Below are 23,808 nucleotides of genomic sequence, written 5' to 3'. Positions count from 1 at the left end.
AACCATTTCCCCTCCATAAATACTATCAGGTACTCGGTGCCTGACCTTTCAGGTCATATTTGAGCAGCCCATTACTAGCAATCATGCCTGTTAGCTCATTGACATAGTCCTCCCCCCTAATGGAGTAGGCATGCAGCCCCTCAGCCAGGCTTGGACCCGTGACAGGCTCCTTGAGTAAGCGTCTTTCCAGACGAATATCCCTCATCTCCTGATAGTTCGGATGGGTATTCAAATTGTGGATATAGGCTCGCACTGAGTCAGAAACCGTTGCAAACCTTCTGACCTCATAACTGGCACCAGCAGGACGGCCACTGGGAACCAGGCCACACCCCTTACTGAAGCACCATTGACCAAAGAGGTTATGGCCTTCCACTGCAAACCGGGAGGTTCCCCAGGCAGACTCATTGGCAGATTGTGCCAGAGCCAGGGAAACAGGAATAATATCTACCCGGGCCAATACAGCTCTAAACAGAGTCCTATCAAATTGATCCCCCACATCAATTCGGTATTTCCCAGCCATATCCATTAACCACTGTTTCTCAGAGACTGTCATTTCAGGCTTTTCCTTTAGCCCTAAAATCTGTCCCCTGAGAACCCGCACCTTCTGGTTCTCCTGCTCAACCAAAGGTTTCATATAATCGAAAAACGCCTGTTTTTTCTGATGAACATCCCTGATAACACTAAAATCAGGTAATGCCTCAGCGGGTTTTACCGTTTCACCAGCATCCCGGGATAAAGCCACTTCCTGATGAGGTGCCGTTACCACGAACACTGATGATGCAGACCAGTCCGAGGAAGTATTAATATAGCCTGATGCCACAATACTCCCTCCCAAAACCGACAGCATGATAAAGTCTATTTTTTTAAGCATTTAATTCTCTCTATAACCTTGTTATCCACCCCTGCCAACTCTACAAACAGAGCTTTACAAGCCCCAAAAAGTATGTGCAAACTATGCTGGTCAACAAGGACATCCCATCCAAAGCTGACACTGGAATAATAACAAAAAACAACGAAACGCTTGTATCTGTATCTGCCTGCATCCTTTTATGTTCAGGGGCATACACTGTCACATATACATAGCTGAAAATAATGCAAGGACGTGGTGGCAGCCCAATGCAGGCTGTTTGCATGGAGAGCTTATTTATGATTTTAAGTCATGTCTGGGGGCTCATGACGAAGCCAGAGACTGAATGGAACCTGATCCGGGAAAAGCCCCCGGGGATACTGCAACTCTACCTTGGACAAATTATCTGGCTTGCCGCCATACCTGCCTTGGGAACTTATTATGGCACTACCCAGGTTGGCTGGAGTTTGCCTGGCAGCAGCGAGATAGTGAAGCTCACCCCTGAAAGTGCCGCATGGATGGCAGGACTGGCATGGTTGGCCATGCTGGCAGGCGTCGGAGTAATGGGCTGGGCCGTACAGTGGATGAGCCAAACCTTTGGAACCAAACCTAATCTGACCCAAAGCACCGCCTTTAGTTGTTATACGGCATTCCCGCTATTTCTTGCTGGAATCTGTGGGCTCTATCCTTCTCTATGGCTAGCCCTGATAGCTGGAACACTGGCAGCTTCAGCTTCAGCCTGGTTACTGTATACAGGTCTGCCTACATTTATGAATATTCCCAAAGAACAGGGATTTATTTATGCCAGTTCAATCTTGTGTATCGGCCTGGTAGTATTGGTAGCCCTAATGATTACCACAGTTATTTTCTGGGGCATGGGTATTGGCCCTGAATACATTTCAGTGATTAAATAAAACTAAAGTACAAAAGAGTAACAATCCACAGCCAGCACTCCATTACAATTTAGCTAGCAACCCATAGCTTCCTCAAAAAATTATAATGGAGTACTTTAACAGGTATACGCCCCCTCAATATATTTAATAAATTTCTGCACATCTTCTCGAAAGTTAACTAGACTGAATATTCTAGAATCTTCCTTTAATAAATAGAATATTTAGTAACAGAAACAAATCAAGATCATGATGTACTATTACCCTCTTTCATCGCAACGAAGAAAAAATCACCTCAAGTATTTTATTATTTTGGCATTATCATTCATATCTATTATCCCTTTAAACTCCAAAGGGATAAGCTTTCATGAACTCCTCGAAAATGCAAGAAAACGTGTTCGACTTCCAGAAAAACCCGATACCTACTCCGTAGAAACACCATCGTTAAAAAAAACCAGAACCGATATTAAAACAACAACAACACCAACACCAACACCAACACCAACACCAAAACTAGCACCGAAAGAGACTTATACAATACAAACAATGAAGGGAATAAAAAATTTTGGTAACACTTGTTTCTTCAATGCCTCAACTGCGGCACTTATGGGAGGCTTACATCATGATGGCTTTATAACTGTCTTACCTTCTGGCATAGAAAATATGGGACAGCATCATAAAAATTTAATAACTCACTTGACTGACTTTGCAACTTACTTCTCTGAAGATGTCGTTCAAGGTCTAAATAATTTAGGGGCGTTACTCAATAGCACAGCTTCCAGTTTCCAGAAAGACTTTAATGCTTTTGTAGAACTACGAAATCAAACTCCCGTCAAATTCAACCATGTCCAACAAGATGCACATGAGTTTATTCAGGTTCTATTTGAGATATTGGGAATAGATGATAAAAGTAGTAATGGGAAAAATATAAAAACCTATTTAAGGTCATTCTCACATTATGACTTCTCTGACCTAGAAGGTTCTGACAAGTGCGACTTTACCACAATGCGAGATGAACTTTTCCTCCCGGTAATCGTTAACATTAATACCGACAACCCAACTATACCAGGAACACTGGATGCTTTTCTAAACAATATTGAAACACTGTCTGTTGAGAATAGAATTCGTATTAATGAACAACGATTTCATGAAGAAATGGAAAAAAAAGCATTTGAGGATCGCCCCCCCCTTACCGATCCAGTTTACGATGCGTTAAAGAACGGCCCTGTGACTCCAATCACTAGAGTAGAGCAAAAGCTTGCAGCCCATCTCAATGACTTAAGATATATCATGGTGGTGCTACGCCCCTATACCAATGCACAGACCAAGTTATCCAAAAAGGTATTGGAGCAGGCAAATAACTATGATACAAGCGATACTATTACCATTACTATATTAGACTTGGACACTAAAAGGCACGACGAACCACAACCAAAACAAGTTAAATTCAGACTAAGGTCTGTTGTTGCTCATACAGGGCCAACACTTAATGCTGGACACTACAAGGCTTTTGTAAGGACTGGCGATGGAAATCACTGGCATCAATTTAATGATGAAGCAGTTACCGGACCAGGAAAGCTCAATGAGTTTGACGATGACCCTACCCTTGTTCATTACATTAATGTCTATGAGCTTATGGAGAATGACCAGTAACGAATATTACAAAAACCGGCTGTACTTTAATCATAAAGACTACAACCGGTTCTTCCTCCTTACTTAATCACTTAAAAAACTCTTTACCGGCACTCATCTTAAGCCGCAAAGCATTCAATTTAATAAACCCTTCTGCATCCTGCTGATCATAGGCACCCGCATCATCCTCGAAGGTGGCTACCTGAGGATCAAAGAGGGATTGATCCGAATCCCGCCCCACCACCATAACATTTCCCTTATAGAGCTTCAGCCGCACAAGACCGTTCACACTTTTCTGGCTTTCATCAATCATGGTTTGAAGCATTTTTCGCTCTGGAGACCACCAGTAGCCGTTATAAATCATTTTGGCATAGCGAGGCATCAGCTCATCCTTAAGATGCATTACCTCCCGATCCAGGGTAATGGATTCTATGGCCCGGTGCGCTTTCAACATAATGGTACCACCCGGGGTTTCATAACAACCACGGCTTTTCATTCCCACATAGCGGTTTTCAACAATATCGGCCCGACCGATGCCATGCTCAGCACCCACCTGGTTCAGATAATTAAGAACTCCCGCAGGGGATAAGTCCTTACCGTTAATCGCGACAATATCCCCCTGACTATAGGTCAGGTCAATACAGACCGGCTTATCAGGGGCTTGCTCCGGTGATGCCGTCCACCGCCACATGGACTCTTCCGCCTCAGTCCAGGGAGACTCCAGGCCACCGCCTTCATAGGAGATGTGCAGCATATTAGCATCCATGGAATAGGGTGACTTACCATCCTGCCTTTCAACGTCGATACCATGATGGTCGCAGTAGGCCAGCAATTTTTCCCGGGAATTAAGATCCCATGTCCGCCAGGGAGCAATCACTTTAATATCGGGCTTCAGGGCATAGGCACCCAGTTCAAATCTCACTTGGTCATTACCTTTGCCTGTAGCACCGTGGGCAATGGCGTCTGCCCCTGTTTCATTGGCAATTTCAACGAGACGCTTGGCAATCAGGGGGCGGGCGATGGAGGTTCCTAACAGGTATTCCCCTTCATAAACCGTATTGGCACGAAACATTGGAAAGACGTAGTCACGCACGAACTCTTCGCGCAAGTCCTCCACATATATCTCACTGATACCCATTGCTTCTGCTTTGATACGGGCCTGCTCAATCTCTTCCCTTTGACCAAGGTCCGCAGTAAAAGTGACCACTTCACAGTGATAGGCATCTTCCAGCCATTTAGCGATAACTGATGTATCCAGGCCTCCGGAATAGGCCAGTACCACTTTATTGATCTTGCTCATCGAGTGACTCCGATGCATGACTATTTATCATTATTTATATTTATTACAAACAGATTATTCATAGCCTTTACGGCCATGACTCGCTGTGGAGCTTCATCGGTAAAAAAACTGCATAATTCGCTTCCGCACTCGATACCAATAAAAATTCAGTTAAAAACGATAATAATTCAAAAATAGACTATTGAACAGCATCCCGTTATTTTTTTGGTGATGTATGGCAGTAAACATTAATAATCGCTATATCATGTTCAGTGGTTTTTCGTTACGATTCTGTTCCGGTTTATTCTATCTGCTACCTCAAGCCAATAGATTCATCTGGGGGCAATAAATTGAGGTACTGAACCGGCACAGGTAACCCACATTCATGAATCATTCACTGACAATAACCCGACCCGACGACTGGCATCTCCATCTTCGCGATGGCCTCGCCCTTGAAGAAACCGTAGCCTCGGCATCCCGCTCTTTTGGCCGGGCCATTATCATGCCCAATCTTCAACCTCCGGTGCTTACGCCAGAGGATGCCAGGGCCTATAAGTCCCGAATTCAGCAACATGTTACCGGGAACCGGTTATTCAAGCCTTTGATGACCCTATACCTGACAGATAACACCACCCCGGAACTGATTCATGAAGCAAAGAACAGCGGCGATATTTATGCATTAAAGCTCTACCCAGCCGGTGCAACCACCAACTCAAGATCTGGTGTTACCCGGCTATCTTGCATTTATGATGCACTGGAAGCTATGGCTGAATGCAATCTCCCCCTGCTTGTCCACGGCGAGGTGACTGATCCGGATATTGATATTTTTGATCGGGAAAAAGTGTTTATTGATCGCCACTTATTGCCTCTGTCACAACGCTTTCCAGAACTAAAAATTGTCATGGAACATATTACAACGACAGATGCCGTTCAGTTTGTCAGAAGCAGCAGGGACACTATTGCCGCAACCATTACCGCACATCATTTGCTTTATAACAGAAATCATATGCTGGCAGGAGGCATTCGCCCCCACTACTATTGCCTGCCCATTCTCAAGCGCAACAGTCATCAGCACGCCTTGCTGGAAGCGGCAACCAGCGGCAATCCCAGTTTCTTTCTAGGTACTGATTCCGCACCGCACCAGCAGGGAGCCAAAGAGTCCGCCTGTGGTTGCGCAGGCTGTTATACCGCCCCTGCCGCATTGGAAATATACGCAGAAGCCTTTGAAATGATGGGCAGTCTCGATAAACTGGAAAACTTCGCAAGCCATTTTGGTCCTGACTTCTATGGCCTGCCCCGCAACCAGGACCATGTCACTCTGGTGAAAGAGGCATGGCAAATGCCTGAATTTATTCCATTTGGGGATGACCGTGTCATCCCCCTGAAAGCTGGCGAAACACTTCGCTGGCGCCTGAAATCTGATTAAGGAGATTCCGTGAGGGTTGATAATGGCCACACAATGGCAGATCGTTTCAGAAGTTTTCTGCCTGTGGTGGTAGACGTAGAGACGGGTGGCTTCAATGCCACCACTGATGCCCTGCTGGAAATCGCAGCTATCCCCATCGAAATGGATGAAGGAGGCTATGTTCATCCTGGTGAATTAATATCCTTCCATATCAAACCATTTGAAGGAGCCAATATTGAGCCCTCAGCAGTGGAGTTTATCGGTATCGATCCTTTTCACCCACTGCGAATTGCCCATTCAGAAGAGGATGCCATCAATAAAATCTTCCGCAGTGTTCGTAAATCCGTCAAGGGCCAGGGGTGCAGCCGGGCAGTGTTGGTTGGCCATAATGCTGCATTTGATCTGGGCTTTGTGATGGCTGCCGCAGAACGCTGTAAGGTGAAGCGTAACCCCTTTCATCCTTTTTCATGTTTTGATACTGCAACTCTGGCAGGACTGGCTTATGGACAAACCGTGCTGGCTAAAGCCTGTGATGAGTCAGGGATTGACTTTGACAAGTCTGAAGCCCATTCAGCTCGCTATGATACGGAAAAAACAGCAGAACTGTTTTGTAATATCGTAAATCGCTGGAAAGATCTGGGAGGCTGGATATAACACCAGCCTCTCTCTATCTGGGGAATGGGGAATGGGAGCAGTATATGCTTCTAAACCCCAACCATTTAGAAAACCGGACTTTTGTGAGACGGCTGACAGCCTGGCTGACCTCATGGACTCTTCCTCATCATTCAGGCTGTCTTTGACCCATAATCTATCAGCAATTTCTTCAGGGTTCTGATTGATACGGTGAGTGAAGCTATTGACTGCCTTAAGTAAGTCTTCTGCCGTTTTGTGGCAATGGTGATAAGTGATATCTTCTCGTAACCAGCGCCACAGTGCTTCCACAGGCATAAAGTCGGGGCTATACGCCGGCATCTGGATAATATTCAGGTTGAGGCGAAGCCCTGCACCTCTCACAACATGAGTGGTGTGCCAGGAGGCACCATCCCAAACAATATCAATCTCCCTGTCAGGATGTTCTTGCCTGATGCGTTCCAGTACATTGACTGTGTGCTCTTTTCGTCCACAGGGATAAGGCCAGATTCTAACCTGTCCCAGGTTGTAGTAATAAATACCATAGAACGTAATCTTATCAGCCAGTTTTGGCGAGTGAGAGCTGACCCAGAAGCGTTCGCCTTTGCGAGACCAGCCATATCCAATGTCCGTCTCCTGATGTATATGAGCCTCATCAATGTAAACCAGTAGGCGTTTCTGGAACATGGCTTTCGATAGCAGTGGTTTCAATGTTTCCAAAAAATCAGCCCGCTTGCCGGTATCGGCTTTATTAAGCAGTTTTTTGGCTTTCTTCCATGAATATCCCAGTCGTTTGAGTGCTTGTCGTATGGTCTCACGACAACACCGTACCTGAAATTGATCCCAGCACCACTGAACCAGATACTTTAAAGTCCAGCGAGGGCGGATGGGAGAGTATTCCTGAGAAGCAGCTTTTTCTAAATTTCTGTCAATCAGGCCTGCGGCTGCTTTACTGATTATTTGGCAAAAGGGGGGCGGCCACCTGTCCGTTTATAAGTCATGGCTTCAGGCCCGCTATCATGGTAGAGGTGAATCCAGTTCGTGACGGTATCAAGGCGACGCCCCAGTTGCTTAGCGACGTTAGAGGCTGAGTCTCCCTGAGAAACTTGATAAAGCGCCGAAAAACGCTCACGTGTACGGGGATGAGAAGCATGTATGGATTGCTGAAGCAGGCAATCCCTGGTTTGATTCCACTTTTCTGGAGAGACTTTCAATACCATGGTCAAGCAGGCAAAAAGCGCTATATTACTGATTTTAACTTGACTGACAGGTCGTATTTATCGAGATAGAATGACATACTTTTTATACTAAAGCGCGCCCTTACACTGATCTATCAAACTACGGTTTTCTAAATGGGCGCGGTTTAGCTCCCATTTACTATTCCCTATTCCCAATATCTTTCAGTTATAAAGATTGTTCAGATACTCAGCAACAGCATTATCGTTAGCCAGACCAATCACCTCATTATCCGGCAACTTTGCACGAAGCTTCTTGTCTGCACCGCCCATCAAGATCCCTTTACCCACTTCCTGCAACATTTCAAAATCATTCAGGCCATCACCAAAGGCAATGGCATCCCTAAATTCGTAGCCCTTGAGTTTTAAAACCTCGGCCAAAGCCACCCCTTTACAAACACCCGGCGCCATCACTTCAAAGCAGGTGGGAAGAGAGTATGTCATCGACAGCTTATCACCATAAAGAGTCATCGTCTCTTCGGCTAATGGCAAAAGATCCTCATGGGATTCAGTGTTAAAGAAAATTTTCTGCACCCCTGTGGTTTCAATACCATCAAGATCACAGTGGGTATAACTAAAACCGGAGTCCTTATGGTACTCCAGTAACTTTTCGTGCTCCTGCTCTACATACCAATGGCTGCCCTGATAAACACTGGTGAAAACGCTCTGTTGATATTTACGACCCAACTCTATCAGGGGATTCACATATTCAGGAAAAATATCATGGCGGATAATTTCTTCTCCTCCGGGGCTATGGACACGGGCACCGTTGGAGGTAATCAGGTACATATCAATTCCCAGCTGGGCACGAATCTGATCCACATCCAGATAGTGCCGACCGGTGGCAAAAATAAATTTAATGCCTTTAGCGCTCAGGTTCTGGATAATTTCACGGGAGCGGTCACTCAATTCATGGCTATCATTTAACAGGGTTCCATCCAGGTCAGATACAACAACAGGATACATTCAATACCTCTATCAATAGAGTAAAAACAGCCCCAGAGAATAGGAAATGGTAAACGGGGAATAGTTTGACGGAACGCTTTTCTATTTCCCCCTGTTCAATGCTGACTGTAAAAATATAGGCTGAGCGGCACTCTCACTCAGTTCTTCTATCAAGCTCCCCATTCAAGCGCTCTATTTCCGCTTGAAGTACCATGACTTGATGTTCAAGCTCTTTTATCCGTACCTTGTCATCAGCACGGCTTTCCGGATCAGGGACACAGGCAAGGTCTATATCCCCGGAAAAAAGATGGGCATAACGGGACTCCCTTTTGCCAGCTTCGCGGGGCAGTTGCACCACCCACTCTTGCTTCACCATATCCCCAAGCACTTCTTCCACTTCTTTAACACTGGAAAACTGTGCCATACGGTTGGTGCGGCTGCGAATTTCTCCTGGAGTCTGTGCCCCCCGCAGAAAAAGGACACAAATTACTGCCCGCTGCTGATCCGTAAACTGTAGATTGCTAAATTCAGTATTGCAGAAACGATGCCGGTATTTACTCACCCTTGCTCCCGCCTCTTCACTCACCAGGCGCTCTTTAACTAAACGCCCGAGCGTTTCAAGAACCTCCTGAGCGCTTAAGGACAGCACAGGCTCTCTATTGCTCTTCTGATTGCTGGCACTCACCAGGGAATTCAGCGTTAAAGGATACTGGTCTGGAGTGGTGGTTTCCTTTTCCAGCAAACAACCAATAATACGGGTTTCATTCAAGGTCAAACAAACGTCCACAATCGAACTCCTTGCAATGTCTGAAAACAACTTCCCTCAAAATCCGCAAGAATACACCATTGGTTGGCAGTAGAAATGCCCTCAATCAAAAACGGGTTAAAATCTATCTGATTTCATAGATTTCTTACGCCTTTCGAAACCAAAGGTGCCAGAAATAATAAAAACTTACCGCTTCCTCTCGCTCCCGGTTTGCGACACCCTCTAAACGCCGGGAACAAGGGGCAGGAGGGGTAGATATCATACCCCTTGCTGCTTATTTCTAGCTGAATTGAATCTCCCCATTTTCCACACGGGCGAGAATCCTGTCCCCCGGACTATACTGGCCTGACAGAATAGCCTGGGCCAGAGGGTTTTCAACACTCCGCTGGATGGCCCTTTTCAAAGGCCTGGCACCATATACTGGATCAAAGCCCGCTTCAGCCAGCAGTTTCATGGCATCCTCGGAAATATCCAGGGACAGGTTATTTTCAGCCAGCCGCTTACGCAAGCGATCCAATTGAATCAAGGCAATGCCTTCTATCTGGCTGGCTGTTAACGGATGGAAAACCACCAGCTCGTCAATCCGGTTCACAAACTCGGGACGGAAATGGGTACCAACCACTTCCATCAGTGTTTGTTTCATTGAATCAAAGTCTTCACCTTGCAAAGTCTGGATAATATCTGAACCCAGGTTGGAGGTCATAACAATCACAGTGTTTCTGAAATCCACTGTCCGGCCCTGTCCATCGGTTAAACGTCCATCTTCAAGTACTTGCAGCAAAATATTGAACACATCGGGATGGGCTTTTTCCACTTCATCCATCAGTACCACAGAATAAGGCTTCCGGCGCACCGCTTCAGTGAGGTATCCGCCCTCTTCATAGCCTACATAACCGGGAGGAGCACCAAGCAGGCGAGATACTGAGTGTTTCTCCATAAATTCAGACATATCAATGCGAACCACCGCATCTTCAGTATCAAACAGGAACTCTGCCAGTGCTTTACATAACTCGGTTTTACCCACCCCCGTAGGCCCAAGAAACATAAAGGAACCATTGGGACGGTTAGGGTCTGCCAATCCTGCCCGGGAGCGCCGAACCGCATTGGCAACAGCCACCACAGCCTCGTCCTGGCCAATCACCCGGTTATGAAGAGCCTCTTCCATTCTCAATAGCTTCGCCCGCTCCCCTTCCAGCATTTTCGCCACAGGGATACCGGTCCACTTGGAAACCACTTCCGCAATTTCCTCGTCAGTGACCCGGTTTCGCAAAAGCTGGGTGCCCTGACTGGCAACCTCTCCGGCAGAGCCATTCTGCCGGTCAGCCTGGGCCAACTGCTTCTCCAGCTCCGGCAGGCGACCGTACTGAATCTCTGACATTTTTGCCAAATCACCAGAACGATGGGCAGCCTCAAGTTCAATCAGCAACTGCTCTTTTTCTTCCCGGATTTTCTGCGACCCCTGCAAAACCGCCTTTTCTGATTTCCAGATTTCTTCCAGGTCGGCATACTCCTTTTCCAGGCCAACCACCTGATCCTTAAGCCGTTCAAGACGCTCCCTGGACGCCTCATCCTGCTCTTTTTTCAACGCTTCCTGCTCAATCTTAAGCTGTATCAGCCGTCTTTCCAGCCGGTCCATCTCTTCCGGCTTGGAATCCATTTCCATGCGGATACGACTGGCCGCCTCATCAATCAGGTCAATGGCCTTGTCAGGCAACTGCCTATCGGTAATATAGCGCTGGGATAACTTGGCCGCGGCAACAATGGCCGGGTCGGTAATATCCACCCCGTGATGGACCTCATAGCGCTCTTTCAAACCTCGCAGAATCGCAATGGCATCCTCTTCGGTGGGTTCATCCACCTGCACTTTCTGAAAACGCCGCTCCAGGGCCGCATCCTTTTCAATATACTGCCGGTACTCATCCAGTGTTGTGGCCCCCACACAGTGCAATTCACCCCGGGCCAGCGCTGGCTTCAACATATTACCGGCATCCATGGCACCATCGGCTTTCCCCGCCCCCACCATGGTATGAATTTCATCAATAAACAGGATCACTTGCCCTTCCTGTTTAGCCAGCTCATTGAGCACCGCCTTCAGGCGCTCTTCAAACTCGCCCCTGAACTTGGCACCTGCAATCAGCGCTCCCATATCCAGAGAGAGCAACCTTTTGCCTTTTAAGCCTTCCGGGATTTCCCCATTAACAATCCGCTGGGCCAGCCCTTCAACAATGGCAGTTTTACCCACACCCGGTTCACCAATGAGTACTGGATTATTCTTGGTTCTTCGCTGCAACACCTGAACGGTGCGTCGAATTTCATCATCACGACCAATCACCGGATCCAGCTTGCCCTGTTCTGCCCTTTCTGTCAGGTCAATGGTGTAGGTGTTCAGGGCATTTCTGGCATCTTCCGCGTTGGGGTCATTGACGGACTCGCCACCACGAAGGTTTTTAATGGCAGTATCAAGAGCCTGTTTGCTGACGCCCTGGCTATTTAGAAGCTGTCCCAGCGCCCCTTTATCATCCATCATGGCCGACAGAACCGTTTCACTGGAAATAAACTGGTCACCGGATTGCTGGGCTTTTTTATCGGCCAGGTTTAACAACCGGATCAAGTGTTGCGAAGGGGCAACATCACCGGTGGGGTCTTTAATAACAGGGACATTATCGAGTAGCCGGGTTAATTCACTATGCAATGCCTGAACATCAAACCCTACTTGCATCAACAGAGGTTTGACGGATCCACCTTGCTGGTCGAGCAACGCCAGCAACAGATGAACTGGCTCCATTTGATTATGATCCCTGCCCACCGCCAGGGACTGCGCATCGGCCAGGGCTGACTGAAGTTTACTGGTCAGTCTGTCTGCTCTCATCACTCACTCTCCCGCTAGTTGCTGCCGGTTGATAACAGCGGTTCTCAACGGCTTATACACTACATATGGCGGCAGATATTTTGTTTTCAAGCATTAGAAATAGAGTGCTATGGATTTCTATTTCCCACAGTTTACGGTAATGGAGGGTACAGGGGTAACAGTGGATATAAGTTGTTTTGTTCCCTGGGAAGCGGGATACTCTTCTTTGAATTGTTCTGGAGTTAGAGAGACAGGCTGTATCATGGAGGTCAGCCCAAAGAAGGAAAAGTTTGTAGCTTAAATTTGACCTGACAGGCACCCTCTAAAAATCGACACCTGTCAGGTCAGCTTTGAACTACTACAGTTCAATGTAGTAATACCAACTAATTCAAACAGTCTCGAAATCAATAAGCACCCTCTTCACAAATTGTCACCGACGTCATCATATCGTTATAATCGCCGTCCTGCCCATGCCCACAAAAATATAGACGTACGTTTTTGTGGTCAACTGTTTGTCGATCTATCCTCGTTTGAGGTATAACATCAACTACTTTTGTTACCATTCTAGTCATACCTGCGAATTCTATTCTGTAATCTCCGGTTTTAGTTGTTTTAAAAGCAAACTGCACGCCCCCAACCTGGGAAGATTCACCTATAGGCTTAGTCTCGCAGTCATAACTCATTTCCTCAATAACCGTGCCTTCTGGGTCATAAACAGCCACTTTTTGTGTACCCGAAGTTATTCCGGATGCCGAAATGATAACATGACGACCTTCAGGTATATGAAATGTTTCATTAGCCGACCCCCCTTGAGAAATAATAGGGGTAAGGCCTGGATTACCCTTGTCTGCCAGAACTATTAAAGATAGTGACCCAAGTGAGAAAGCAAAGAGAGTATATACGACGTAACCTACGTAACTTTTTACTAACTTCATGATAATTTACCTATAGTGCAAGAGGTTACCAAGCGCTTTTATCTCCACCCTGTAAAGTGCCAATATTTGCCTCACGCATGTAATAAACACACTATCCAAGATTTAAGATAAAATAACGAACGCTGAAGCTAAAAATAGCCCCTAGGCAAAAGTACCAAAAGAATAATTATTTATATGATCATGAACCATGATATTCTGATGGCCTATGTCCTATGGATCTTGACATCCTCAATAGCCACTACCAGAAGCGCACCTCGCATTGTTAAATTAACGGGCTTGCTCTATCCATATGGCGGAAGCCATCCGCCCACTCGCCTTGCCATCCCGCCGATAGGAGAAGAACAAATCACTCTGCTGGTAGGTGCAATAGTCACCTCCATAGATCTGGTGAACACCAGCACGCTCAAGGCGCTGCCTTGCCAATAGATACAAATCTGCCATCCAGCGGTCACCGACACCGGCCATAAACGCTGATGAAGCACCCGGTTCTCCCTGCAAAAAAGCATCCCGAACCTCAGGGCCTACTTCAAAATGGGATTGACTGATCGCTGGCCCTAACCAGGCCATGATCTCTGAAGGTTGACACTTCATAGCCGCCACCGTTCGTTCCAGAACTCCGGATATAAGCCCCTTCCAGCCAGCATGGGCTGCGGCTACACAGTGGCCGGACTGATGACAGAACAGTACAGGAAGACAGTCTGCCGTGAGTACCAGACAGGGTACTCCTGCTTCTGTGGCAAAGGATGCATCCGCTTCAGGTTCCGGGTCACAGTCCATGGCATGGACCACGTTGGAGCCATGTACCTGCTTAAGCCAGCAAGGGTTTGCAGGCCAGCCCCAGTCATCAGTGAGAAACTGGCGATTATCCTGTATATTTTTCAGATCATCACCAGATCTCCCTCCCAGGTTAAAGCTGCTATAGCTGCCAGAACTCTTGCCACCCTTGCGCGTTGTCGCAAATGCCCTGATGGATGGTGGCGCCGGCCAGTCCACAGAGATATAGCGTTCAGCTAGCTGACTCATTCACCGCCTCCTGGTCATATTTCAGGGTTTCCAATAGGTGATTAAAATCTGCTGGAAGTGGGATTTCCCACGCCATAGGCTCACCACTGACAGGGTGAATCAGACCCAGTTTTCTGGCGTGTAGTGCCTGCCTGCCAAACCCTCTCAACCGATCTGCCAGTTCCGGACTGCACCCCTTTGGAAGTCTCAGCCGACCGGCATAGAGTTCATCCCCCACCAGAGCATGACGAAGGTGGGCCATATGCACCCTGATCTGGTGGGTTCGCCCCGTTTCCAGTTTAAGCCGAAGATGGGTATGTGCCTTAAACCGGTGCAAGACACGATAATGAGTAACAGAGGGCTTGCCTCCGGCCACAACCGCCATCTTCAGCCGATTTACCGGATGCCGGGCAATGGGTTGATCAACACAGCCGCCTGCGGTCATGACCCCTGCCGCTATAGCCTCATATTCCCGGCTCACCGATCTATCCTGAAGCTGGGCCACCAGATCCGCCTGTGCCACCAGGTTCTTTGCCACAACCATCAAGCCGGTGGTGTCTTTATCCAGCCTGTGTACAATACCTGCCCTGGGCACAGCCGCCAGCTCCGGGTAGCGGAATAACAAGCCGTTTAACAAAGTCCCCGAATAGTTACCCGCCGCTGGATGAACCACCAACCCTGCCGGCTTGTTAATCACAACAATATCATCATCCTCATAGATACAATCCAGAGGAATATTTTCAGGCTGCCAACGGTCTTCGAGAACCACCTCGACATCCAGGATCAGGGTCTCGCCGCCAAACACTTTCTCTTTAGGCTTACGAACCTGCCCGTCAACCTGGAGCACTCCCTGTTTGATCCAACCTTGCAGCCTGGCCCTGGAATACTCTGGAAAGCACCCGGCAGCAACCTGGTCAAATCTTCGCCCACCCAGATCATCTGGCACCTGACTCTCTTTCCTGATGACTTCACTCATTTACTTTTTCCCAAAATCAATAGCACTCTTTTGTGCCAGGCACCCTGTACATTAAGCCGGTGTTTTTCGTTTTTCAGCAGACTATGTTTAAATTAGTGGCTGAACCCATAATCACTGGGTACACTATCAGTATTCTGCCCTGAAGCTATTAGGTGGAATACCTTAAAGCCTGTCAAACTTACCCTCAAGCCATTTCCCAGTTACAGGCTACCGGGAAGTTTACCATACAGGTAAACAAACTGGGGCGTGCCGTTAGCCCTGTTAATATAGAGTGCCGGAGTACGGAAACCAATCAACGCCATGACAACATTGAAACCCAGACTGACACGCCTGCTGATCCTCCTGTTTATGGCTACGATCATGGCGGGCTGCGCATCCAATAGTGATAAGGACAAATTGCCCGAATCCCTGTCGGAAGCGGAAATTTACCAACTGGCCAACAAAAATCTGAACAAGGAAAACTACTCCGAAGCCATCAAGTCCCTTCGGACCCTTGAATCGCGCTACCCCTTTGGGGCATTTGCGGAACAGGCACAGTTGGATATTATCTACGCCTATTATATGAATTCCGAGCCTGAAGCAGCCCGGGCGGCAGCCGACAGATTTATTCGCCTGCACCCGCAAAGCACCAGTGCCGACTATGCCTTTTATATTAAAGGACTAGCCTCCAATACCGCCTCCGTGAGCCTTATTGAACGTTATCTTCCCCTTGATATGACCCGGCGAGATCCGGGCCAGGCCAGGCAATCATTCAATGAATTTGCCGAGTTGCTCAGCCGCTACCCCGAGAGCCAGTACGCCCCTGACGCCCGCCAGCGCATGGTCGCATTACGTAACCGCCTGGCAACTTATGAACTTCATGCCGCCAACTACTACCTTAAGCGCAAGGCCTATGTTGCCGCAGTGAACAGGAGCCAGTACGTGGTGGAAAACATGCAGGAAACCCCCGCCGTACCGGAAGCCCTGGCTATTATGGTTGAAGGATACCAGCATCTCGGGCTGGTAGAGCCGGCCAATGAAGCCCTGCAAACCCTGAGACTCAACTATCCTGGCCACTCATCACTGGATAAGCAGGGTAACTTTGTCGGTTATAAAGTCTTTGATGATGTTGACCCATCCATACTCAACACGCTCACATTTGGACTGCTGGGTAGCTCCGGCAGTAAAAAGGTAAAGGCTGAACCCGCCTTACCGGAGGACGCTCCAACACCCCCTCAGGTAGTTGAGTAAGACCATTTCAGAAGCCGTTCATTGATGGTTTTAATGGCCAGTGCATCGCTTCAAGACGTTAGACTCGTTCCCGGGTTCCAGCCCGGGAGTGTATACCTCTCCAAGCTGTAACTATTAGAGACATCCGTATGCATTCCAAGCGAGAGGAATAATTGGTAGAAAGCCATCTGGAAAAAGACTGATGACCACAAAAGTCAAGTGCCCACACTGCGGCAAAGCTATCGAATGGAAACCCGAAAACAGATTCCGCCCTTTCTGCTCCGAACGCTGTAAGCTCATTGATTTCGGTGCCTGGGCAAAAGAGGAGCATGTCATTGCAGGAAACCCGGAGTTTGATGATTATATGTCAGACTCCAGTGACGAATTTAAACCAAACGGTTCATAGTACGGGTTGTAATAAGCCGTGGGGGCCACTCACCTGAAAACCCGGAGATAAACCTTGCCTGGTTACGTCGCCATTTCATAATTTCGATCAGCGACTCTCTGACATCATGCCTCCCAATAGTCTGACACTGTCGCTGAATATCACTGTCTGACAGGTTGGCAATCATAGCCAACCCTTTCTTTAACCCCTCGTCAACATTACTACCCAGCAAGGTCAACAGGGTTTTGCTATTCCGGTATTGCAGTCGATGCTTTTTGGAGGGTCTTAACAGGCGCTTTTTAAATGCCTCAAAAGTACAGTTCCCGGGCAAATTAAACTTGTTAAACAGCGCCATACCAAAATCAATGGAATAAACATCAAGCGGGCCGTCTTGAGAGGGAGCATACATATAGTTATCCAGTTTCAGGTAATCTTCATCCCCCAGGAAAAAACGTCTCAAAACCAGCTCCGTTGCCGGATTGTGGCATTCACTGAATTGAGACCCTCTCGCTATATCTTTAGCCTCTTTAAAATGATCAAGGTGCTTAAATGCACCATAATGCCTCTTTTGTTCCTTATCGTAGGTATAATACGATTGATAGCGCTCACCAAAACTCGTGTCCGAAGCCAGCTTGGCAGCTCTGTATAAATTCGTAGCAACCACTTCCTTCTGTATTAGTAATTGTGAATCAATATAATATAATCCTTTATATAATTGCCCGGTAAAAAAATATAAAAATCGCTGAAAAGAGCGTTTTAACCGGGTTCCCCGGCTTTCCTTTCCCGGCCCTTTGACATGCCACTTGCCATCAATTCCGGTTTTTCCCCTTGCCCTCTCTGATACCATCATCACTTTATGATCCACGGTATCCGTATAGTTTCTTGAATGCTCATCCTCTTTCCAAAATTCACTAAAGGGCATATCACCGTTGATAGCAAGCCGGTGTGGCGATGTACTCCCAGCTTTTTTCCTTACAGTCCGCTGCCAGAGTGCCAGCGTTTTCCTGCAGCGATCAATAACTGTGCCTAAAGGGTTGGCAATATAGCTGGCAACCTCACCACATCCCCTGACCACGCGCCCACCCCAACGGCCAAGGGTTTTTCGGGGTAATTTAGACCATAGCGAGACTCCAGCTCTTCTTAAAGGATCAGGCTTCATAGCAATCATCCGTGATTGTTATCAGAAATAGTTACTCCCAAAAGCATCTTATGGCAGCAACACCCTGAGCTCCATTTTTAACGACCCAGTCCATATCCTGCTCCGTCAGGCCACCCAGCCAGTAAACAGGAACCGGAGCACCTTGAGTTAACTCCTTAGCCCGAACTTCCCCCAGCGGGGCTTTTCCGGGATGAGTCCGGGTGGGCTTAACAGGGGATACCGTAATAAAGTCAACCCCCAGCGACAATGCCAGCGATATCTCCTCCTCACTATGACAGGAGGCAGCCAACAGCTGTCCATCTTGCCGGTTATCACTCCATTCCCCCAGTTGCCCTGCCCTCAGGTGAATACCGTGGCACCATGACTCTTCAAGGAGCTCCGCAGACCCCTTTAACATTAACCTGCCCCCCCGCTCACGGACAAGCTGACTCAATGGTCTGGCAAGCTCAATATATTCTTTCTCCCCTAACCAGGGAGCACGAAAATGGATCAGTTTCAGACCATTCCCCAGGGCTTCAGAAACCTTGTTAAACAGCTCGGATGGATCCTGGAATAGCCCCGTTATCATATAATGCCTTGTCAGCTTCAAGGCAGTAATGATCGGTTTATTGGCCTCAGGAAAATCCAGCCCGGATAATTTCTCTGCTGATACCCATGCCACTTCCTGCCCCTCCAACCCCTCAGCCTCTCCCCTGAAACCATCAATAATCCAGGTATCCAATAATACCGACTTATCAGGGTAATCATGTTTTATTTGAATCAAGGGCTGAAAAGCCATCGCATCAATACCCACCTCTTCCTTTAGCTCCCTCACCAGGGCCTCTTGCACATTTTCCCCCGGCTCAACCTTTCCTCCTGGAAACTCCCATTTCCCTCCCATATGCTTATCAATAGGACGCTTAGCCAGTAGCACTTTTCCCTCACTATTTTGAATCACCGCAACAGCAACGTGAACTCTCTTTCGATTCTGGCCAGCTATATCATTCATTATCAATTTACCCGTTTTGCGATCACCAAAAAATAAAAAAGCGAACAGCCGCATAGCCATTCGCTTTTTTTCAGCCCCTAGGGGCTGTTGACGTTTGCTCGTGTGCTCAGCCAAAACCAGCGGTTTCGTGGCTAGACGCAGTAGCGCAGGAAGACTCATGTCTTTCAAGCTACTGCAACGACGGCACGGAATCGCTGGTTTTGGCCCTTCGGGTGGCTCGTAAAGCGGCTTTCCGACTGCGTTGGACTGGCTTGACGTAGAATAACTATGCCTGCACCAGTCCGCCCGGCGTGCCCCATTGGGTATTGCGGAAAACCGCTTTACGAGCCACTGAGCTCACGATCAAACGTCAAGAGCCCCTAACTATTGTTAAGTAATCTTACCGTGACACTGCTTGAATTTTTTACCGGAACCACAGGGGCAAGGTTCATTTCTACCCACCTTACGCCCCTCGCGGACAAACGGTTGCACGGGTTCAAGGGAGTTGCCTTCATCCCCGGTGCCTTCAGGATTACCAGACTCATCTGCCGCTGCCTTTGCTGCTTCATGCTGGAATTGCATACGACGGGCTAACTCTTCCCGACGCTGGCGCTCCAGTTCTTCAGTCTGATCATCCTGCTGAACCTGTACATGGGACAGGATCCTGATGGTATCGTGCTTGATTTCTTCCAGCATTTGCTGGAATAACTCAAAAGCTTCCCGTTTGTATTCCTGCTTTGGATTTTTCTGGGCATATCCCCTTAAGTGGATTCCCTGGCGCAAATGATCCATGGTGGCAAGATGCTCTTTCCACTTGTCATCAAGAATACGTAGCAGAATATGCTTTTCAAAATTCCTGAGAACTTCACTGCCCGCCAGTTCTTCTTTCTGACGATAAGCGGAAATAACCTCATCCAGAATTTTCTGGCGCAAGGCATCTTCATCAAGCCGGTCATCAGCATCCAGCCATTCCTGCACCGGCATCCCCTGATTCATTTCAGTGGCTAAGGCATCTTCCAATCCCTTGACATTCCACTGTTCTTCCAGGCTTTGCGGAGGAATGTATTCACTCACCAGATTGTTAACAACATCTTCTCTAAGTGCATCAATACTGGATGAAACATCATCAGCATTCAGCAGTTCATCCCGCTGGTTATAAATCACCTTACGCTGATCGTTAGCAACATCATCGTATTCCAGCAGTTGCTTACGAATATCAAAGTTGCGACCTTCCACCTTGCGCTGGGCTTTTTCAATGGCATTACTCACCATACGGTGTTCAATGGCTTCACCCTTCTCCATTCCCAGGGATTTCATGATATTTTTCACCCGATCCGAGGCAAAAATCCTCATCAGGTTATCTTCCAGGGACAGGTAGAAGCGGGAAGAACCCGGGTCACCCTGACGACCGGCACGTCCCCTGAGCTGATTATCAATCCGACGGGACTCATGGCGTTCTGTCGCAATAATATGCAATCCACCAGCCTCAAGTACCTGGTCATGGCGTTTCTGCCACTCGACCTTGATACGATCTATCTCATCCTGGGAAGGATTATCCAACTCAGCTACGTCCGCCTCCCAGTTACCTCCCAGGGTAATATCCGTACCACGACCCGCCATATTGGTAGCCAGGGTAATGGTTCCCGGCTTGCCCGCCTGGGCAATGATCTCCGCTTCCTTCTCATGGAATTTGGCATTCAGCACCTGATGGCTAAGGTCAGCCTTATTCAGCGCATTAGACAATAGCTCGGAAGATTCAATGGACGCCGTACCCACCAGCACCGGACGCCCGGCAGCAACCGTCTCCTTGATATCGCCAATAATGGCCTCGTACTTCTCTTCAATGGTGAGATAGACCAGGTCATTATGATCCTTACGAGCCATGGGCTTGTGGGTGGGTATAACCACCACATCAAGGCCATAGATTTGCCGAAATTCAAAGGCTTCCGTATCCGCCGTACCGGTCATACCGGACAGTTTCGTGTAATTTCTGAAGTAGTTCTGGAAGGTTGTAGAAGCCAGCGTCTGGCTTTCTGACTGGATTTGCAACCCTTCCTTGGCTTCAAGCGCCTGGTGCAGACCTTCAGAAAGGCGACGGCCGGGCATGGTTCGGCCAGTATGTTCGTCAACCAGCAGAACCTCTCCCCCTTGAACGATGTACTCAACATTGCGAATAAACAGCACGTGAGCCCGTAAAGCGGCGTTAACATGGTGGAGCAAATTAAGGTTTTGAGCTGAATAGAGGCTTTCACCTTCAGGAAGCTGGCCTTCTTTCTGAAGCAGCTCTTCTATGTACTGATGGCCGTCTTCTGTCAGTTCAACCTGGCGACTCTTTTCATCCACGGTATAGTGACCAGGAACAGCCACCTCACCTTTATTCTCTTCTTCCTGGCGCTTAAGCAGCGGCACCAGGCGATTCATCTGCTTATACAGTTCAGAGGAATCTTCCGCAGGGCCGGAAATAATCAGCGGTGTTCTGGCCTCATCGATAAGAATGGAGTCCACTTCATCGACAATAGAGAAATAAAGGGTCCGTTGGGATTTGTCTTCTTTTCTGAAGGCCATGTTATCCCGAAGGTAGTCGAAACCAAACTCATTGTTGGTTCCGTAGGTAATGTCAGCGGCATAGGCCTGACGCTTTTCATCCGGGTCCTGCTGTGGAACGACAATACCAACAGTCATTCCCAGATATTCATAGAGTGGACGCATCCAATTGGCATCACGCCGGGCCAGATAGTCATTCACAGTGACCACATGAACCCCTTCCCCGGGAATGGCATTAAGGTAAGCAGGTAAGGTAGCCACCAGGGTTTTACCTTCCCCGGTCCGCATTTCTGCTATACGCCCCTCGTGCAGGGTAATACCACCAATCATCTGGACATCAAAGTGGCGCATTCCCATGACACGCTTACCAGCCTCCCGAACAACAGCAAAGGCTTCCGGCAACAAATCGTCAAGGGATTCCCCCTTGGCAAAACGCGCCCTGAACTCAGCTGTTTTACCTTTCAGCTGAGTATCGTCCAGACCAGAGATTTCGTCCTCAAAGGCGTTAACAGCCTTGACCAGCTTACCCATTCGTTTAAGCTGCCGGTCATTTCGGCTACCTACAATTTTCTTGATTAAAGAAGCAAACATAAGTTGGATATAGTCCCACACTCAATTTCCGGGCCGTCTTTCCTGCCGACAAACCCGGGCCGCCGGGGCAGACAAGCGCACAATAGCCCAACATTCTATGATAATCGCAGCAAAGTCTCACCCATATTAGCTCTATTTCTTGGGTCAGGCGGGATAATAGTAGCTTTAAAGGTTGGTTCTACAGTTTCCCATAAAATTCAGGGACTGGGTGAATGATATAAGTCAAAGAAAGAAATCAATCAAAGTCTATTCCGTGAAGAAACCCTAGGGGCTGTTGACGTTTGATCGTGAGCTCAGTGGCTCGTAAAGCGGTTTTCCGCAAGGCGGACTGGTGCAGGCATAGTTATTCTACGTCAAGCCAGTCCAACGCAGTCGGAAAGCCGCTTTACGAGCCACCCGAAGGGCCAAAACCAGCGATTCCGTGCCGTCGTTGCAGTAGCTTGAAAGACGCGAGTATTCCTGCGCTACTGCGTCTAGCCACGAAACCGCTGGTTTTGGCTGAGCACACGAGCAAACGTCAACAGCCCCTAGCAGGCATTTCACGCGCAATCAATGGGTTTCCATATCCCGATAAATATATCTGGCAGGATCCACCTTTTTACCCTTCTCCAGTACTTCCACATGGACATGATCACCGGTGGAACGGCCGGAAGAACCCATCCTGGCAATAGACTGCCCCCGCTTAACGATATCCCCGGCTTTAACATCCAGGGCCTCATTGTGGGCATAGCGTGTGATATAGCCGTTACCGTGATTAACCTCTACCAGCAGGCCATAGCCACTTCGATCACCGGCCCAGGTCACCACCCCGGCAGCCATTGCAAGAATTTCAGAACCCCGTTTACCGGCAAAATCGACACCGCTATGCCACGCGGCCCTACCCGTAAAAGGATCAGTTCTGCGCCCAAACCTTGAAGAAAGCCAACCTTTTCTAACGGGCAGGCCTGCCACAAAAGCTTCATTGTATAGTGTACGGCTGGAAAGAAGGGATTCGAGAAGCTCCAGCTGTTGCTCCCGATTATCAATCTGGACTGCCAGCTGATCAATGGCGTCCATTAAAGCAGGCCTGACAGAGGATAGCCCTCCTTCGATAGAGGACTCTTCAGGCCCTCCCAAGGGAGGAGACTGACTAAAATCAAACTCGCCATCATCAAGCCTTGTTCGAACCATCAGCCGTTCACCCAGGGCATCCAGCCGGGTGATTCGCCCCTGTAACTCAGCAAGGCGTAATGTTAATGCATCCAGCTGCATTTCTGTATTGCGCTTTACAGATTCGAGATCCTGCCTTTGCCCCCCAATAGCATCCTGCCAGTTTTGCAGGCCTTCATGGGTCAATAAATTGTCAGTGGCCTTGTCTGTCCAGAGACACACACTCACTCCAACACTGACTCCCATGAGCAACACCAGCATTATGGCGATCAGCAGGATTCTATATCCAGTCAATTGAATACTATGACTTTTCGAGTGACCACTTCTAACAACAATCACTTTCATATAAAGCCCGAACAACCTATTAACAGCAAAAGCGAATAAAGAACCCCAAAACATAGAGAGTCCTTGACT

21 protein-coding genes are annotated in these 23,808 nt (G+C 48.1%); 7 read left to right on the top strand and 14 right to left on the bottom strand.

Annotated features, from left to right (window positions below):
- Positions 1-25: 25 nt before the first annotated feature.
- Positions 26-871: a glucosaminidase domain-containing protein gene (locus MJ595_RS14025; protein ID WP_263078564.1), complete on the bottom strand. Its 846-nt coding sequence runs from the start codon at positions 869-871 to the stop codon at positions 26-28.
- Positions 872-1,173: 302 nt separating this feature from the next.
- Between MJ595_RS14025 and MJ595_RS14020 the strand changes: the two genes are divergently transcribed.
- Together MJ595_RS14020 and MJ595_RS14015 are read left to right on the top strand one after the other, a co-directional pair.
- Positions 1,174-1,761, top strand: a complete 588-nt coding sequence (locus MJ595_RS14020; RefSeq protein ID WP_263078563.1) for a YIP1 family protein — start codon at positions 1,174-1,176, stop codon at positions 1,759-1,761.
- A gap of 225 nt (positions 1,762-1,986) precedes the next feature.
- On the top strand, positions 1,987-3,390 hold the full coding sequence (locus MJ595_RS14015; protein WP_263078562.1) for a ubiquitin carboxyl-terminal hydrolase: 1,404 nt from the start codon (positions 1,987-1,989) through the stop codon (positions 3,388-3,390).
- A 67-nt stretch (positions 3,391-3,457) separates the two neighbouring features.
- Here MJ595_RS14015 and MJ595_RS14010 read toward each other — a convergent pair whose 3' ends face one another.
- Complete coding sequence (locus MJ595_RS14010; protein WP_263078561.1) at positions 3,458-4,669, bottom strand: argininosuccinate synthase; 1,212 nt, start codon at positions 4,667-4,669, stop codon at positions 3,458-3,460.
- A gap of 364 nt (positions 4,670-5,033) precedes the next feature.
- On the opposite strand from MJ595_RS14010, the gene pyrC reads away from it, so the two are divergent.
- On the top strand, positions 5,034-6,074 hold the full coding sequence (pyrC, locus tag MJ595_RS14005) for a dihydroorotase (RefSeq protein WP_263078560.1): 1,041 nt from the start codon (positions 5,034-5,036) through the stop codon (positions 6,072-6,074).
- A 33-nt stretch (positions 6,075-6,107) separates the two neighbouring features.
- On the top strand, positions 6,108-6,707 hold the full coding sequence (gene rnt / locus MJ595_RS14000; protein ID WP_263078559.1) for a ribonuclease T: 600 nt from the start codon (positions 6,108-6,110) through the stop codon (positions 6,705-6,707).
- Here rnt and MJ595_RS13995 read toward each other — a convergent pair.
- From MJ595_RS13995 to rluD, 8 genes are all read right to left on the bottom strand, one after another.
- Positions 6,624-7,616 (bottom strand): IS630 family transposase, encoded by a 993-nt coding sequence (locus MJ595_RS13995; protein ID WP_263322511.1) that lies wholly within the window; start codon positions 7,614-7,616, stop codon positions 6,624-6,626. The two genes, rnt and MJ595_RS13995, sit on opposite strands and share 84 nt — an antisense overlap.
- Positions 7,617-7,639: 23 nt before the next feature.
- Positions 7,640-7,903 (bottom strand): helix-turn-helix domain-containing protein, encoded by a 264-nt coding sequence (locus MJ595_RS13990; RefSeq protein ID WP_263078558.1) that lies wholly within the window; start codon positions 7,901-7,903, stop codon positions 7,640-7,642.
- 180 nt (positions 7,904-8,083) lie between these two features.
- Positions 8,084-8,884: a Cof-type HAD-IIB family hydrolase gene (locus tag MJ595_RS13985; protein ID WP_263078556.1), complete on the bottom strand. Its 801-nt coding sequence runs from the start codon at positions 8,882-8,884 to the stop codon at positions 8,084-8,086.
- A 133-nt stretch (positions 8,885-9,017) separates the two neighbouring features.
- Positions 9,018-9,650 (bottom strand): DUF480 domain-containing protein, encoded by a 633-nt coding sequence (locus tag MJ595_RS13980; RefSeq protein WP_263078555.1) that lies wholly within the window; start codon positions 9,648-9,650, stop codon positions 9,018-9,020.
- Positions 9,651-9,909: 259 nt separating this feature from the next.
- Positions 9,910-12,498 (bottom strand): ATP-dependent chaperone ClpB, encoded by a 2,589-nt coding sequence (gene clpB, locus MJ595_RS13975; RefSeq protein WP_263078552.1) that lies wholly within the window; start codon positions 12,496-12,498, stop codon positions 9,910-9,912.
- A 383-nt stretch (positions 12,499-12,881) separates the two neighbouring features.
- The gene (locus MJ595_RS13970; protein ID WP_263078551.1) at positions 12,882-13,412 is read right to left on the bottom strand and encodes a hypothetical protein; all 531 of its coding nucleotides are present in this window, start codon (positions 13,410-13,412) and stop codon (positions 12,882-12,884) included.
- A gap of 267 nt (positions 13,413-13,679) precedes the next feature.
- A complete protein-coding gene (gene pgeF / locus MJ595_RS13965; RefSeq protein ID WP_263078550.1) occupies positions 13,680-14,435 on the bottom strand; it encodes a peptidoglycan editing factor PgeF in 756 nt (251 codons plus the stop codon).
- The gene (gene rluD / locus MJ595_RS13960) at positions 14,419-15,390 is read right to left on the bottom strand and encodes a 23S rRNA pseudouridine(1911/1915/1917) synthase RluD (RefSeq protein ID WP_263078549.1); all 972 of its coding nucleotides are present in this window, start codon (positions 15,388-15,390) and stop codon (positions 14,419-14,421) included. Before rluD ends, pgeF begins: the two co-directional genes overlap by 17 nt.
- Positions 15,391-15,542: 152 nt before the next feature.
- On the opposite strand from rluD, the gene MJ595_RS13955 reads away from it, so the two are divergent.
- The 3 genes from MJ595_RS13955 (at position 15,543) to yacG (ending at position 17,005) form a co-directional block, all read left to right on the top strand.
- On the top strand, positions 15,543-15,773 hold the full coding sequence (locus MJ595_RS13955; RefSeq protein ID WP_263078548.1) for a hypothetical protein: 231 nt from the start codon (positions 15,543-15,545) through the stop codon (positions 15,771-15,773).
- Positions 15,739-16,620 carry an outer membrane protein assembly factor BamD gene (locus tag MJ595_RS13950; RefSeq protein ID WP_263078547.1) on the top strand — a complete coding sequence of 294 codons (882 nt, stop codon included), beginning with the start codon at positions 15,739-15,741 and terminating at the stop codon, positions 16,618-16,620. The genes MJ595_RS13955 and MJ595_RS13950 overlap by 35 nt, the downstream gene beginning before the upstream one ends.
- Before the next feature lie 181 nt (positions 16,621-16,801).
- Complete coding sequence (gene yacG, locus MJ595_RS13945) at positions 16,802-17,005, top strand: DNA gyrase inhibitor YacG (protein WP_263078545.1); 204 nt, start codon at positions 16,802-16,804, stop codon at positions 17,003-17,005.
- On the opposite strand, the gene MJ595_RS13940 is transcribed toward yacG, so the two are convergent.
- The 4 genes from MJ595_RS13940 to MJ595_RS13925 all read right to left on the bottom strand — a co-directional run bounded on the left by MJ595_RS13940 (position 16,986) and on the right by MJ595_RS13925 (position 23,793).
- Positions 16,986-18,152: a hypothetical protein gene (locus MJ595_RS13940; protein ID WP_263078544.1), complete on the bottom strand. Its 1,167-nt coding sequence runs from the start codon at positions 18,150-18,152 to the stop codon at positions 16,986-16,988. The two genes, yacG and MJ595_RS13940, sit on opposite strands and share 20 nt — an antisense overlap.
- Positions 18,153-18,174: 22 nt before the next feature.
- Complete coding sequence (locus tag MJ595_RS13935) at positions 18,175-19,131, bottom strand: Nudix family hydrolase (protein WP_263078543.1); 957 nt, start codon at positions 19,129-19,131, stop codon at positions 18,175-18,177.
- Positions 19,132-19,500: 369 nt separating this feature from the next.
- Positions 19,501-22,245, bottom strand: coding sequence for a preprotein translocase subunit SecA (gene secA, locus MJ595_RS13930; RefSeq protein WP_263078540.1), 2,745 nt, complete (start codon positions 22,243-22,245; stop codon positions 19,501-19,503).
- Between the two features lie 549 nt (positions 22,246-22,794).
- Positions 22,795-23,793 carry a M23 family metallopeptidase gene (locus MJ595_RS13925; RefSeq protein ID WP_263078538.1) on the bottom strand — a complete coding sequence of 333 codons (999 nt, stop codon included), beginning with the start codon at positions 23,791-23,793 and terminating at the stop codon, positions 22,795-22,797.
- Positions 23,794-23,808: the final 15 nt, after the last annotated feature.

Origin of the sequence: Endozoicomonas sp. Mp262 (assembly GCF_025643335.1) — a bacterium.
GTDB lineage: Bacteria > Pseudomonadota > Gammaproteobacteria > Pseudomonadales > Endozoicomonadaceae > Endonucleibacter.
The sequence above is the reverse complement of the archived record's forward strand: the minus strand, read 5'-3'. Positions and strand labels throughout refer to the sequence as shown.